Here is a 14,714-nt window from a genome sequence, read left to right on the forward strand (position 1 = left end):
AAGTGCAATTAGCTATTCATCAAATAGATGCGTTTACGAATGAGTTATTTAAAGGTAACTATGCGGCAGTGATCCCACTTAAATCGTGGTTAAGTGACGATTTAATGCTAAAGATTGGCGCTGAGAATAACGTATCTGAAACTGCTTTTACCTGCCTGCAAGACGATGGAAGTTTTGTTATTCGTTGGTTTTCGCCGTTAATGGAAATCGATTTTTGTGGTCACGCCACACTTGCGGCTGCCTATGTTTTATGTGAAGAGCATAACATATCGCAAATTCGCTTTATTGCTGATGCGGTGGGCGAGCTAATCGTTAATAAAAACGCTGATGGTAGCTTTGCAATGACCTTTCCAAAAAAAGCACCGGTTGAAGTGCAAAATGTGCCTCAGCAACTGCTTGACGGCCTGTCTATACAACCGAGTAAAGTGCTTAAAAATGGCCAAGCCTACTTTGTTATTTATGAAAACGCCGATCAAATACTTGAATTAAAAACTAGCTCAGAGCTTTTAAAAACGCTTTATCCACTTGATGTAGTGGCCACTGCTGCAAGTGCTGAATATGATTTTATATCTCGTTATTTTTGGCCTGCAAGCGGTGGCGACGAAGATTATGTAACAGGCTCTATTCATACTGGTTTGGCACCTTACTGGGCGCAGCAATTGGGTAAAACTACGTTAAGCGCTTATCAGGCTTCAAGCAGAGGCGGATATTTACTATGTGAAGTGGGTGATACAACCGTCACCTTAACGGGGCATGCTGTAAGGTATTTAAAAGGCACTATTTATATTTGATCTGTGAATTAAGTTATAAAAAAGGCCACGTTAAACGTGGCCTTGGTTTACTCAATTTTTAGAGATATTTTACGCTTCTAGTGCTTTTGCAATTAAGCGATCAATATATTTTTTATGCGCTTTAGTTGCTGTATCTGCACCCCAAGCAGTGCTGGTATCGGCTATTTGAGTTAGCTGATATAACGCAGCTGTTTTAGCTAAGTTATCGTACTTACTTGCTTTGCCAAGACCTGCAATTGCGATTAGCTGATTAACATACTCAATTTGTAAGTTGTGACTAATAGAATTTGCGTCTTTGCTTTTCACAAAAATATTAGCGGTTAAATCTTGCATAAACTGAGTTAGGCTATATTCATTGCCGTACAAAGCAGTATCAGAAATACGCAGTAATACGGCTGGGTGTAATAGCTGCGCAAGTACAGACTTTTGCATACCTAAAATCATTTTGTGTGCTTTAGGGTCTTCATTTTTACCAAAGTGATTAAAGCCACGACGTTGCAGTTGCAAGTAGCTATATAGAGGTTGCATGTTTTGTAGTACGTCTGGTGCAAATACAAACTTTGCGAGTATATCCATCGCTTGTGTTTGACGCTCAAGCGATACCGGTGTAAATGGTTTATCTGCGTTTGCATCACCCACTACAGCACGCTCAACGTACACACCACCAATTTGGCGAGAAACAACACCCGCTTGAGCTCTGTACTGACCAAATAAGCTATTAGCAGAGGTAACAAGCTGTTGGTAAGACTCACCTTTAACTGTTGCTTTATCTTTTAGCTCAGTAAATAATTTATTAATTAACGCCATACGATCTGCGCCATAGGCCGCAGGATTTGACGACAAATCACCAATCATTACACGTGGATCGATATGGCGACCTGGTGCGCGCATATCGTCTGCATCGTTACCAAAGGCAAGGGCATGTTCACTTGAACGAGCAAGTATTTTTTCAAGTCTAGCTTGCTCAGCAGCTTCATCTGCAAGTGCTACGCTGTAGCCATAGTTAATTGCCCAATCATCGTAAGGACCTGGTTTTGTTTGAAAAATATCACCTTGCTGCATACCAATTGGGGCAATGTTAGCCGGTGCATAATCCATAACAGAACCGGTTACTATGCCTTGGGTTTTGTTTTTGTCGTGTACTTCTTTTTCATCCCACAAAATAGATGATTTCATATTGTGGTTAAGACCTAAAGTATGGCCAACTTCGTGAAGTACCAATTGCGTTAGACCTTGGCGAAGCATTTCTTTATCTTCAATTTTGTCGCCGCTAGCAAGACCTTTGGCAAGCATTAGATTTTGTTGAATCTCATGCCCTAGTGAGCAATTTAGCTCACCGGTATTTGTTGTTTCACCGTGGCTCATTGTTCCTTGAGTGAAAAGTGTGTCATAAATCCAGCGGTTTTTCATAAATACAAACTCAAGCATAATGTCTGAGCCCAGTATTTCGCCTGTTAATGGGTTAGCAAGTGCTGGTCCGTATCCGCCAAATGGAGGCTTAGGTGACGAAGTCCAACGCAGTACGTTGTAATTAATATCGCCCGCATCCCAGTCTGCATCATCTGGTTGTACTTTTACCTCTAAGGCATTTTTAAAACCGGCTTTTTCAAAAGAAGTATTCCACGTTAAAACAGCGTCACGAATAGTATCGCGCCATTGGATAGGTGTGGTGTTTTCTATCCACCAAGTAATTGGTTTTACTGGCTCTGAAAGTGCTGCACTAGGGTCTTTCTTTTGTAGATCCCAACGTTTTATAACATCTTCATAAGGTGCCCAATCGGTAGATGTCATTTGATCAAATTGATTTGTAAAATAACCAATGCGCGCATCATCCATACGTGGTGCGTAGTTATTGCTAGGTAAAGCAACAAACGAGTGCTGAACTTTTACCGATACGCTACGTGGGTCGCTTACTGCATTTGAGCCACGTACCGTTGGGCTTGGGTTAGTAAATACGTAATCAACAACCACGTCTAGATTATTAGGGTATGGGCGCTGTTTAATAATGCGTGATTTTTTATCGTCTAATTTGCCTACTTTAAAGCGCTTTTTGGCGTTTTTATCAGCTGGATTTGGCGTAGGTGATACTTTATGAAGTGCTTCGCTTAAAAATAACTTATTTACGTTGAATGCTATTTTACCGTCTTCTTCTTTTTCTATTTTAATGCTCGCAAGTACCGCTTCACTAATATTGGCATCACTCGCTTTTGAAATTGCACTGTTTTCGTCAAATTTGTAGCGAGGTGTTTTGCTAATGATATCGATACGATCAAAGTATTTTCTAAATTCAATTAACTTAGTTTCACGGTACGAACCACGATAATGGCCTGCATCTGTAACGCCATCGACAGTGTGCGCAAAATATACAAACGGCGTATTAAGTTGGGACTCGTTAATCACCATAAGGTGCTTACCGGTTTTTTCGTCTTGATAAAGGCTAAATATACCGGCAAATTCGGTTTGTCCTTTGATCATTTCGCTAAGTGTTTTTGGCTCTTTTTCGTCTTTTTTATCGGCTGCAAATGCATGGCTGCCAAACGCTAAGCTAAGCGCAAGGGTGATGGTCGTTAATTTCATTTTGAGACTTTTAATATTTGTTAATTTAATTGGACTGTACGTAAATTAATTTAATTTCGCACATCTTCGCGACGAAATTTAAGTGTACAACGCTAATTAACTGATATTAATAAACAAAAGTTTGTAACAAAATATAACAAATGAGGTGAGCTGCATGCAAAGTTATTTTTATAGCCCTAAATAGCAGTGGTTTATATGTATTTGCAACAGTTGCTTACAAATGTCACCTTAATGTTTCATATGGCTCTGGTATTATGACGTTAATAGAATTTTGGGGATAATAGGATATGCAAACAAATTCACTTAGATGGGTTTTTCCATTTGTAGCGCTAATTGTTGGTGTTGTTGGCTTTATGGGAATAAATGCCATTGCACAAGAGCCAGAAAAAAAAGAAGTAATTGATACTCGTCCAACAGTGCAAGTTGAGCCAGTGGCTGCAAACGATCATCAAGTTATTATTAATAGCTACGGTGAAGTAAAGCCTCTTGAAAGTACACAGCTTTCGGCGCAGGTGTCGGGTGAAGTGTTAAGTTGGCATCCTAATTTTGTAGCCGGCGGCATCGTTGCTCGCGGTGAAACGTTATTTACTATCGAAAAAGACAACTACGAAGCAGCAGTACTTGTTGCAGAGGCAGAAATTGCTCGTGCACAAGCAGGCTTAATTGAAGAGCAGGCCCAAGCTCAAGTAGCCGCAGATGAAGCAAAGCGTTTTCCAAGTAAAGCGCGTACCGACTTATTTTTACGTAAGCCTCAAGTGTTAAGTGCGCAGGCATCTGTAAAGTCGGCGCAAGCTGCATTAAAACGTGCACAACGTGACTTAGATAATTGTGAAGTAACAGCCCCTTACGATGCATTGGTTATTAGCCGAAATGTAGGTGTTGGTCAATTTGTCACTATGGGTTCGCAAGTTGCTGAGCTCAATAATATTGAAACTGCTGAAGTGATTATTCCTATAGCAGGGTTCGATAGCGTTTTTTTACCAGAGCGTATTAAAGGTATTACCGCAACGATTATTCAAAAAGGCCTAAACAGCTTCACCCGTGAAGGTGTAATTGACCGCGACCTAGGGATTGTTGATAACGCTACGCGTATGAGTAGTCTAGTAGTGCGTATAGAAGACCCATACGGTCTTAAAAACATACAACCAGCCATTAAGTTTGGCAGCTACGTACAGGTGAATTTTGCAGGTGCAATGCTTAATAATATTTACCGTTTACCGCAAGCTTTAGTTAACAATCAAACTGTGTGGGTAGTAAACGAAAATCAAGAACTAGAGCCTCGCAAAGTAACGGTTATTCGTGAAGAGGGTGAGTATTTTTATATTAGCAGTGGTTTAAATGCCGATGACAAACTCGTTATTACTTTACCTGAATACCCGCAAAAAGGAATGCAGGTTAAAATTGCAGGTGTAGCTGCAAAACCTGAAAGCTCAGAAACGAGCACTTCAAACACGCAACAGCTGTAGGGTGTAATAGTTATGAGCGAGTCAATACAACAAAAACAAACAGGGCTAATTGCCTACTTTGCTAATAATTCAGTAGCCGCTAATTTAATGATGTTTTTTATCATTATTATGGGGGCTATAAGTTACTTTACGATTCAGCGTCAAATGTTTCCTAATGTAGAGATTAACTACATTAATATTGAGGCTAATTACCCAGGTGCCTCTCCTCAGGAAATAGAAGAAAGTATTCTTATAAAAGTTGAAGAGTCACTTAAAGATATAACCGAAATTAAAAAAGGCGTGTATCGCGCATTTAGAAATGGCGGTACAGCCAGCCTGGAAATAAACACCGATGCAAAACTTACCGATGTGCTTGATAAAGTAAAGTTGCGTGTTGATGGTATTGCGACTTTTCCGGCGGGTATGGAACCGGTCACCATAAGTCAGGTTGAGTTTAGGCAAGACGTAATAGGTATGACGCTCGTTGCTGACTTACCACTTACAGAGCTTAAGCCTATAGCAAACCAAATAGAGGATGAGTTACTACAGTTATCTAACGTGTCGTTAGTGGTAAACGATGTTCCTCTTGATGAAATAGCAATTGAAATAGAGCCCGATACGCTGCGCCAATATAATCTAACCCTTAGTGATGTGATGAATGCGGTACGCCGTTACTCAGCTAACTTTTCGGCGGGGCAGCTAAAAACAGACGCAGGTGTTATTTCTGTTCGCGTCGAGAATCAGTTTTACTCGGGTGAAGAGTTTAGGCAAATTCCGGTAAAAATTGGCGAGTATGGCGCTAAAGTTTTACTGCAAGATATTGCAGTTATTAAAGATCAATTTACCGAAGGTGAGCGCTACTTTAAGTTTAATGGCGAAAACGCGGTGTATTTATCGGTAAAAGCAACGCAAGAGCAAAACATGATTCCCGTTGCGGATTCGGTTAAAGCGTTTATTGATCAAAAAAATAAGCAGCTACCGCCAGGTATTCGATTAGAGCCATTAATGGATATGACCTACTACCTAAATGCTCGCCTTGATATGATGAAAGCTAACCTGTTTCAAGGTGCCATTTTGGTGGCAATTATGTTGTCGTTATTCTTGCGTTTTAAACTAGCGCTTTGGGTAATGATTGGCTTACCTGTTTGCTTTTTAGGGGCCATGATGATGATGCCACTATTTGGCATTAGCATTAATATTATTTCGTTATTCGCTTTTATAATGGTGCTCGGCATAGTGGTGGATGATGCCATAGTGATAGGGGAAGCTGCCTACACCGAAGTTGAAAAAAGCGGCGGTGGTGTAGAAAATGTTGTGCGTGGCGCTAACCGAGTCGCGACCCCTGCAACCTTTGGTGTGTTAACAACAATTGCTGTATTTGCACCATTCACAATGTCGAGCGGGCCAGAAAGTGCCTTCTTTTATGGTATAGCCGTTGTAGTAATGCTGTGTTTAGTATTTAGTTTGATTGAATCAAAGCTGATACTGCCAGCTCACATTGCTCATACGCACTTTTCGCCGATTAAAAAGGGTGGTTGGCGCGATCGCTTCAATACACGCTTTTTTGGTTTCGTAAATGGGCCATACAAACGTTTTATTGCTAAGTGTGTTGATTGGCGCTGGACTGTTTTGTTTGCTTTTATTGCAATGTTTATAATCAGTATTGCACTTATTACGTCTAATAAAGTACGTACAGTTCCAACTCCTAAAGTGCCGCACGACTTTCCACAAATTCAAGTAGAAATGAACGACAACGTTTCTGACTTACAAACCATTGCGGCTATTCGTGAAATAGAAGCTATGGTACTTAGAGTCGATGAAGAAACTGAACGTGAGTTTGGCCAAAAAATTATTCGTGATGTATTGGTATTTAATCAAGGCAGAACCGAGTCGCAGTTACTAGCTCCATTAGTTGACGAAGATTCACGCCCATACAATGCATTTGAACTTTCGCGTCGCTGGCGTGAAGCTATGCCGACGATTGCTGGTATTAAGTCGTTAACTATTCAAGACGATGTTGGTGGCGGCGGTGGTAATGGCGGCGGCGAGTTTGGCTATTTACTGTATGGCTCAGACATAGATACTTTAAATCAAGCGGGTCGTCGTTTTATTCAATTACTTCAACAGCAAAAAGGATTGTTTGATATTAGCTCAACCATAGATCCTGCGAGCAAAGAAGTGCAAATGAGCCTTAAACCTGTTGCTTACGATTTAGGCTTAGATTTAGCCGGTATTGCAAATCAAGTGGGTGCTAGTTTTTATGGTGGCGAGGCACAGCGTGTAATCCGAAACGGCGAAGAAGTACGCGTAATGGTACGTTACCCTAAGCTGACTCGTGAGGCATTTTCATCGCTTAAACACACCGTTGTTACTACCCCACAAGGGCGAGAAGTACTTCTTGGTGATGTAGTAGAGCTAACAGAAACGCCAGGTATTAGCTATATACGCCGCGAAGGTGGTTACCGTACCGTGTATGTTTATGGCAATATTGATGAAGAGCAAATTGAGCCAGGCGAAGTGGTTAAGCAAGTAAAAGAAAATCTACTGCCACAGCTAATAGAAGAATTCCCAAGTGTTAAATCAGAGCTTGGTGGCGCAATAGAAGAGCAGCAAGCTCAAGCTAATGAGCAAATAATGTTTTTTATTGGCGGAATGATTTTAGTATACATACTGCTAGCTGTGCCGCTTAAAAGCTATTCACAACCGCTTATTGTAATGTCGGTTATTCCGTTTAGTTTAACCGGGGCTATTTGGGGTCATTACTGGTTTGATTTAGATATGAGCTTAATGTCGGGATTTGGCTTAATTGCCGCAGCAGGTGTTGTTATAAATGACTCACTTGTAATGACCGATTACGTTAACCAAGTTCGCCGCGAAGGTGTTAGCGTTAAAAATGCAGTAATAGAAGCCGGTTGTGCCCGCTTTAGAGCAATACTATTAACGTCTATAACAACCTTTGCTGGTGTATTACCTATTATGTTTGAAACAAGCCTGCAGGCTAAGTTTGTAATACCTATGGCAGTAGCACTTGGCTTTGCTGTTATGTTTGCAACGTTAATAACGCTTATATTAGTGCCGTGTTTATATATTATTCTAGGTGATATTGGTGCGTTATTTAAGCGCCCTTTTAAAAGCCGAGCTGCTAAAGTCTCGTAAATATAAAGCATCAAAAAAGCACTGACCGTTATTAACGCTCAGTGCTTTTTATTATCTATTTATTGTTGTTAAACTGGCTACAACAATAATTAATCTTTAAATTGCTTATGGCAATCTTTACAGCCTTTAGCCCATGCGCCAAAAGCTTTACCAATTACGGCTTTATCGCCCGATTGAGCAGCTAACGCTAGCTTATCTGCATTTGCTGCAAAAGCATTCGCTTTTTCAACAAAGGTTGCATTTTCGGCCCAAACAGCAGCAAGTGCAGCTGTGTCGCCTTTATCTGTCCCTTCGTAAAACGCTTCCCATGGCATTTTTGAAAGTGTAGCAGCGTTGTTAGCACGCATTTTAAATTGCTCTGCGTCAAAAGGTACTTTACCTTTTAGCATTGCGCCCATGTCACCAATTTGTACTGAGATCATTGAAAACGCTGCTTGGCGGTATTCAATCGCGTCACTTGGTTCTTTAAATGCAGAATTTGCCGATACGCTAAGTGCACATGTAGCTAATGCTATACCTGCTAATACTTTTTTCAATTTCATGTTTGCCCCTTTTAAAGTAATTGTTAATCCTGTTCTATATTAGCTTCTTTGAATGTTCAAGTTAATATATGTGCTTAATCATTGTTTCTTTAACTAAGCATACAACGATTACCCTATCGTTACATCTATTGTCTTTATTGTTAATGACTGTAAACACCTCGTTGTTATTTTGATTCCTGTTGTGTAACTTCCCCCCCCATCATAAAAATAACTAACAAAGAGAGTTTATGAAAAATAATATTTTTAAAATGTCAGCATTGTCTGCTGCAATAGTGGTTTCACTTTCTGGTTGTGGAAGTAGTGATGACGATAATAAAAGCAGCGTACCATTAGTTACTGACGTAGCGCCTAAAGCGAGTGATGTTGTTGTTGCAGATTTAAAACAATGGATCCCTGTTACTGCAGAATTTAAAGCCAGCGATAACGATGGTGATGCACTTACATTTAGCTTCACTGAAAATGGTGAAGCAGTGGTTGCAGAAGATGGCGTATTCACATTTAGTCACGGCACTCTAACTGTAGAGGGAACATCATTTACTTATGTTCCAATGTCGGATGATGATGCAGTTATTGATTACACTGTAAACGCAAATGGTAAAGCGGCTTCTGCGCAAATAAACATTTCAGGAGTTGTTGGTGACCCATTAGCAAATCAACAATGGCACCTAAATAATACAGGCCAAAAAGCATACTCATTAAGTGATGAAATGAAGCAGGGCTTAGTTAATTTATACGTAAGCCTATCCGGTGATACCGAAGAGGAAGCGCAAGCAAGTGTTGATGCTAGTTTTGCTAATGCAGAAGCTACAGGGTTGGTTGCTGGTGAAGATATGAATGTAACAGCCGCTTATGCTCAAGGCGTTACAGGAGCTGGTGTAACTGCTGTTGTTGTTGACTCGGGTATGGAAATTCGCCACGAAGATTTAGTAGATAACGTATTACCAAATCGTTCTTTAAACCTTAACGCTGAAGCGCTAGATCGTACAGACCCTACAAGTACATCAAACAGTGGTGACCACGGAACAAGTGTTGCCGGCTTAATTGCAGCAAAAGGTTGGAATGGCAAAGGCGGCCGTGGTGTTGCACCTGATGCTGGCTTAATCGGTATGAACTACCTTGGTGGAGATAAAGTAGCACAAACTGATTTACTTGCTCATGGCTTCCCTGGTAGTGGTATTAGTACGTCTGAAAATATTTCAGCCTTTAACCGTAGTTACGGTATTACGTTCCCTGCATTCTTTGGCTATTCAGAACTAGATGAAGCAATTGAATCCTACCCTAACCTTAACCTTCGTGATGGTAAAGGTGCGCTAAACATGAAATCTAGTGGTAACTCATTCATTGATGGCGACAGAGAAGGCTCGTTTTGTGCTGATAATGGTGCAAATGACTTAGGTTTAACTTGTTACAATGGCGCTTTTGAGCCAAGCCAAGGGCATCCTTATTACTTGAGTGTTGCTGCAGTAAATGCGAACGGGAAGCATACTAGCTATTCTACAGCGGGTGCTAACGTAATGGTGTCGGCTCCAGCGGGTGAGTATGGTCGTTTTGCACCTGCAATGGTAACAACAGATCAAATGACGTGTATTAATGGTTATTCAGGTTTCAATGGTGGTTCTATTGCAGCATGGGCTGAAGCTTACGGTGAAGAGTTTGCTGCAAGTCAATATCCATTTAACTACCCAGGCCATGCAGACAATGCAAGCTGTAACTATACTTCAACGTTTAATGGCACATCATCTGCTGCGCCAAATGCATCGGGTGTGGTATCGTTAATTCTTTCGGCTAATCCAGATTTAACATGGCGTGACGTTCGCCATATCCTTGCATCAACTAGCACTTTAATTGATGCAGATAATGCTGCTGTTAAATTAACAGTTGGTGAAGGCGAATTTGTTGCACACGACGGTTGGATTGAAAACTCTGCCGGTTATAACTTCAATAACTTATATGGTTTTGGTCGTGCTGATGCTGGAGCTGCGGTTTCTATGGCGAAGGCTTACGATGTTGCTTTAGGTGAACAAGTTATTACTCAGTGGAGCGGTGTTGGTTCAGTAATTGCTGAAGACGCACTTGCACTAGAAATTCCAGATAACAATGCAACGGGTCTTACACAAGAAATTGAAGTGACTGAAGAGCTAAGCATTGAAGCAATGCAGTTTAAGTTAGATGTAAGTAATGCTGAGATGGGCTTTGGCTTAAGCGATGGTACACAAACTTCAGCCGGAACAGATTTAGCTATAGAAGTTACATCGCCAGCGGGTACACGTAGTGTATTACTGTCCTCTAAACAAGCGATGCTATACCCAGCATACGATACTTCAACTGGGTTCAGTAGTGGGTATGTTTTAAAAGATGCTGTAATGCTTTCAAATGCGTTTTATGGTGAGTCGACTAAAGGTACTTGGACGGTTCGTTTACTAGATACAAGTGCAAATAGTTATACATTTAGTGATGCTCCGGATAATATTTTTGGTGGCGTAATCACGGGTATTACTAACAATAGCTCAGCGAGTATTTTAGAGGGTGTGTCTTTACGCGCATTCGGTCACGCAGGTCAAGAGTAAGGATTATGAAAATGAAAATAAATAAATTAATTGTATTAAGTACTGCTGCGTGTATTTCTTTAAGCGCTTCGGCAAACACAAGCTTTGATGAAAGGGTTCAATTACCAAAAAAACAAGTGTCTAGTGTCAAGTATACTAAAGCTGACTTTGGCTCTTATAAAGTAGAGAGAAATTTGCGCCTAGTGCCTTCAAGTGTTGTTGCCGATGAGCATGTAGTTATGCAAAAAGGCGATATGGCAGTTGTAGACGTTGCAAGTAAATCTGATTTAGTAACTAAAGGAACTTTGGTACGTAACGTTTTAACTAATAGCTTAAGTTCTTTATCGGGTAATATTACGGTACTTTTAAAAGATGGTATTACTGCTAGCGACGTTGCTGCAGCGGCTGGATTAAAAGTGGTGTCTGTATTTCCTGGTACTAAGATTGCCGTTTTAGCAGTGAATGATGGACAAGATATTTTAGTTGCAGCAGAGCAGTTAAATGCTTCAGGTTATGCTAAAGAAGCTAGAATTGAAGTACTAGAGACGATTTATACTGCGCAATAAGTTATTTTATTAAATAAGCTTATTTAATAAAAACCCCGAGTAATATTAGTTATTCGGGGTTTTTTTATGAAAAGTTAATCATTAATTCCTATATCGGCAAATATCATCCCGCGACGCATGCTGCGGGTTGCTAAAAACACTTCACCTAATAACGAAATAAATGCACAAATAAGTAACGCCATGGCAGCTACAAAACAACAAGCAATAGTCACGCTTAAGTTAATTGATTGAATGTGTGACAAGAATAAAAACATAACCACAGCACATACAAGTAAGGCACTTAATACACTTAAACTAAAAGCAATATGTATAAAACGCGATCTTTTTAATAAAGCGCGCAGTTCTGTTGCTAGCGACTTATTAAAATCGTCATCTGTATTTACTTTTAATCTTCGCTCCAATAAGCGCGCTCTGTCGGTAATTCGTGCTAAGCGATTAGATAAAACACCTAAAGTTGCTGCTATACCTGTGATTAAAAATACGGGAGCAACGGCCGTTTGAATTACTTTTGCCATTGTTAAAATGTTAATTACTTCGCTATTCATAATTCTCTTTTTACAGCTATTATTTTTTCTATACGGATGAGAACAGTAATATAAAAAATAGAATTAGGAAAGTTAAGTATCAGCTCTAATGTGGAAGGCCATGCCTAACCAATATATTTGAAATTTGGGTAATGATATTGAAAGTTTCTTTAAATTCGGCGTTATTTTGCTTGGTTAAGGTTCAAAAAAAATTATTTGGCTAAATACACATAGGACTTTTTTAAAAGTCTCAATAAATTAGTGCCTATTGGGTTTCTAGGTTTAAAATGTTTTTTACCTTTTTGATAGTATCAAGACTGCATCATTAAAATGCAGCTGATACTTTGAAGTGAAGCTATAAGTAATGGCTTAAAACTTATTTTATCACCCTAAGTGAGAGTCATATTATTTAACGGGTCAGTTTCTCGAAAATAAAACCGTTGGATTAATGTGTCAACTTAGAGCAAATATGTAACTGATTGTTTTTTGAAAAGGAGTTATTAAATTATATAAGGCTATAGATTACTTTTAGAGATTGCTAAAGCAACCTCTAAAAGTCGTTCAGCTTAGAATTCGGCTAAACCATCATCGCACTCTGGAGGTTCAGATGAACATATATAACCTGCAGGTGCTTTACCGAATGTTGGACATGCAATAACTCCTATAATGCCAGGTGGAAGAGCTATTGGTAATGGAGTAGGACATACGGGTGGATTAAATCCACCACCACCGCTTGAGGTGATATGAATCTCCTTTTGCGTATATGCTCCACCTTTATGTTTTACTTTAATGGTGTGATAACCGCTGTTCAGTATTTTTGTAGAACTAATCGTATCATTAAGGTTTGATATACTTTTAGTGCCTTTATTACCCCAGTAAATAGTGAAATCTTGATGTTCTGAATCGAGTTCGTTTACGATACAATTTCGCAATGATGTCTTTAGTGTAACCGTATTGCCATTGATGGTCGTTTCGATTATCGGAGATAATGCGGTGCTGGGGCTCAGTAAATCCTTATAGCCTAAGTTACCACGATAGAATTGTTTATAATTTCGATTTGATTTATATTGTAGAACTTTTGTTTTCCAAGTTATACCAGCGCGTATATCTGCACTTAGTAAGCCAGCAGTAACTCTTTCATTTACAAAATCACCATCACCATCACCACATTTATTTCCAACGTAACCGAATAATTTTAATGGTATAGAAGGTTGTAAACCTACTTCAGCATAAACTGAGCCCCAATAAAGACGGCCGCGAATTGCCGCATTTATGTAGGGTTCAATTTCGGCTTTTGCAGTAACTTGGTAAGCCAAATTGTTGCTATTTAAAGTTTGGTCCGCGTTATTAAATGACTCACTTTGTTTTACACACTTACTTTTGTCACAAACATAACTAAATGTTCCTTCGCTTAAGAATGGCTTCACCATCCCGATTTCACCTTCTGCAGAAAGCTTTAAATCACCCGTACCGGCACGTACATAAGTTTTTACATCGACTTGTACAGGTATAAATCCAACCATGAAAATGTTGTCATATACTTTAGCTTGAAAAAGTTCAAATTCTTTTCCTTTAAATGTTCGCTCCGCTTTACCATATAGACCCAGAGAGCCTTCGAAGCGGTAATTTAATTTTGAATCTAAAAAATCAACGCGAACTTTATACTTAATCCCCCATTTCTTCTTGTATCGGTAATCAACCCTTGCAGTCGTATCGGCTTTTACTGAGCCGATAACATCCATCCCCACTGAACCATAAGCCCCTTTGTATAATTCAAAGCTTTTATCAATATCTTTATTTATGCTTTTTTGATATTGCTTTGTGCGGCATTTATATTTTCTAGGACATGAACTTCCATATTCACTGTTTAGAGAATCGCTATCCAAATCTTCATCAACGTCTAGGCCCCACTTTGCAATATAAGCATCAGCTTGAGATTGAGAGGATATAGCATCAGCTTCTGCATCTATGATTGTTAGCATACCGGATGACAAGTCGTCAGAAGAGCTGATTGAGTTTAATGGAGTGCTAGTATGTTTACTGAAGGTTAATGGAGAGTTAAAGTCTTCAACTGTCTCTTGATATGCTTCAAAAGATAGACCAGCATTGTTATAAGCATTTTGTGCGCCAGAAGCAGAGTCAATAAAATATAGCTCTTTTTTTATAGCTCTTCCATCGACACTTACATACTCAACTTTACGAATTTCGTAACCTTGCTTATCTAGTGAACCTTGTATTATAGAGCTCCTAACATCTGAGGGCGTTCTTGGCGCAAGATGATCATTACTGGCAGCAGCCTGAAATGAAAGCAATAAAGTTGCTACTTTTAGGATTGTAACGCTAAATTTCTTCACTTTCTTTTTTCCTTTTTAAAAATGAGTGAAGCACAATACCCAACATGGGCACTAAAGTAAATGAATTGTATACTTTGTATTTTTATTGTATTTTTATTGCATTTTTATTGCATTTTTATTGCATTTTTGATGCGTGTTAATTTATATGTACGTAATACTATGATGGCAGTTATTTTACAGAGTTAATATTCTCAACCTTTTCATTCATTCATG

At 39.4% G+C, this 14,714-nt stretch carries 9 protein-coding genes; 5 read left to right on the plus strand and 4 right to left on the minus strand.

What is annotated here, in order from left to right:
- Window positions 1–2 precede the first annotated feature (2 nt).
- On the plus strand, window positions 3–791 hold the full coding sequence (locus I6F48_RS12395) for a PhzF family phenazine biosynthesis protein (RefSeq protein WP_197119552.1): 789 nt from the start codon (window positions 3–5) through the stop codon (window positions 789–791).
- Window positions 792–860: 69 nt separating this feature from the next.
- Here I6F48_RS12395 and I6F48_RS12400 read toward each other — a convergent pair whose 3' ends face one another.
- On the minus strand, window positions 861–3,368 hold the full coding sequence (locus tag I6F48_RS12400) for a zinc-dependent metalloprotease (RefSeq protein ID WP_197119553.1): 2,508 nt from the start codon (window positions 3,366–3,368) through the stop codon (window positions 861–863).
- A gap of 287 nt (window positions 3,369–3,655) precedes the next feature.
- Between I6F48_RS12400 and I6F48_RS12405 the strand changes: the two genes are divergently transcribed.
- Together I6F48_RS12405 and I6F48_RS12410 are read left to right on the plus strand one after the other, a co-directional pair.
- Window positions 3,656–4,834 carry an efflux RND transporter periplasmic adaptor subunit gene (locus I6F48_RS12405; protein ID WP_007580481.1) on the plus strand — a complete coding sequence of 393 codons (1,179 nt, stop codon included), beginning with the start codon at window positions 3,656–3,658 and terminating at the stop codon, window positions 4,832–4,834.
- A gap of 12 nt (window positions 4,835–4,846) precedes the next feature.
- Window positions 4,847–7,969 (plus strand): efflux RND transporter permease subunit, encoded by a 3,123-nt coding sequence (locus I6F48_RS12410; protein ID WP_024592632.1) that lies wholly within the window; start codon window positions 4,847–4,849, stop codon window positions 7,967–7,969.
- A gap of 89 nt (window positions 7,970–8,058) precedes the next feature.
- Here the strand turns inward: I6F48_RS12410 and I6F48_RS12415 are convergent, their stop codons facing one another.
- The gene (locus I6F48_RS12415; protein ID WP_197119554.1) at window positions 8,059–8,511 is read right to left on the minus strand and encodes a c-type cytochrome; all 453 of its coding nucleotides are present in this window, start codon (window positions 8,509–8,511) and stop codon (window positions 8,059–8,061) included.
- Between the two features lie 227 nt (window positions 8,512–8,738).
- On the opposite strand from I6F48_RS12415, the gene I6F48_RS12420 reads away from it, so the two are divergent.
- A complete protein-coding gene (locus tag I6F48_RS12420) occupies window positions 8,739–11,078 on the plus strand; it encodes a S8 family serine peptidase (protein WP_197119555.1) in 2,340 nt (779 codons plus the stop codon).
- 11 nt (window positions 11,079–11,089) lie between these two features.
- Complete coding sequence (locus I6F48_RS12425) at window positions 11,090–11,623, plus strand: S8 family serine peptidase (protein WP_197119556.1); 534 nt, start codon at window positions 11,090–11,092, stop codon at window positions 11,621–11,623.
- Window positions 11,624–11,697: 74 nt separating this feature from the next.
- Here I6F48_RS12425 and I6F48_RS12430 read toward each other — a convergent pair whose 3' ends face one another.
- Both I6F48_RS12430 and I6F48_RS12435 read right to left on the minus strand, forming a co-directional pair.
- Complete coding sequence (locus I6F48_RS12430) at window positions 11,698–12,168, minus strand: DUF2721 domain-containing protein (RefSeq protein ID WP_165729344.1); 471 nt, start codon at window positions 12,166–12,168, stop codon at window positions 11,698–11,700.
- A 545-nt stretch (window positions 12,169–12,713) separates the two neighbouring features.
- Entirely contained in the window at window positions 12,714–14,501 is a 1,788-nt protein-coding gene (locus I6F48_RS12435) for a hypothetical protein (protein WP_165740925.1), read from the minus strand.
- Window positions 14,502–14,714: the final 213 nt, after the last annotated feature.

It is taken from the genome of Pseudoalteromonas sp. SWYJ118, from assembly GCF_015864505.1.
Taxonomy (GTDB): Bacteria; Pseudomonadota; Gammaproteobacteria; order Enterobacterales; family Alteromonadaceae; genus Pseudoalteromonas; species Pseudoalteromonas arctica.

What these genes read in the sequence shown, in the direction of transcription:
- I6F48_RS12400 (WP_197119553.1), bottom strand. Translation starts at nt 3,368, where the DNA reads ATGAAATTAACGACCATCACCCTTGCGCTTAGCTTAGCGTTTGGCAGC.
- I6F48_RS12405 (WP_007580481.1), top strand. Translation starts at nt 3,656, where the DNA reads ATGCAAACAAATTCACTTAGATGGGTTTTTCCATTTGTAGCGCTAATT.
- I6F48_RS12410 (WP_024592632.1), top strand. Translation starts at nt 4,847, where the DNA reads ATGAGCGAGTCAATACAACAAAAACAAACAGGGCTAATTGCCTACTTT.
- I6F48_RS12415 (WP_197119554.1), bottom strand. Translation starts at nt 8,511, where the DNA reads ATGAAATTGAAAAAAGTATTAGCAGGTATAGCATTAGCTACATGTGCA.
- I6F48_RS12420 (WP_197119555.1), top strand. Translation starts at nt 8,739, where the DNA reads ATGAAAAATAATATTTTTAAAATGTCAGCATTGTCTGCTGCAATAGTG.
- I6F48_RS12425 (WP_197119556.1), top strand. Translation starts at nt 11,090, where the DNA reads ATGAAAATAAATAAATTAATTGTATTAAGTACTGCTGCGTGTATTTCT.
- I6F48_RS12430 (WP_165729344.1), bottom strand. Translation starts at nt 12,168, where the DNA reads ATGAATAGCGAAGTAATTAACATTTTAACAATGGCAAAAGTAATTCAA.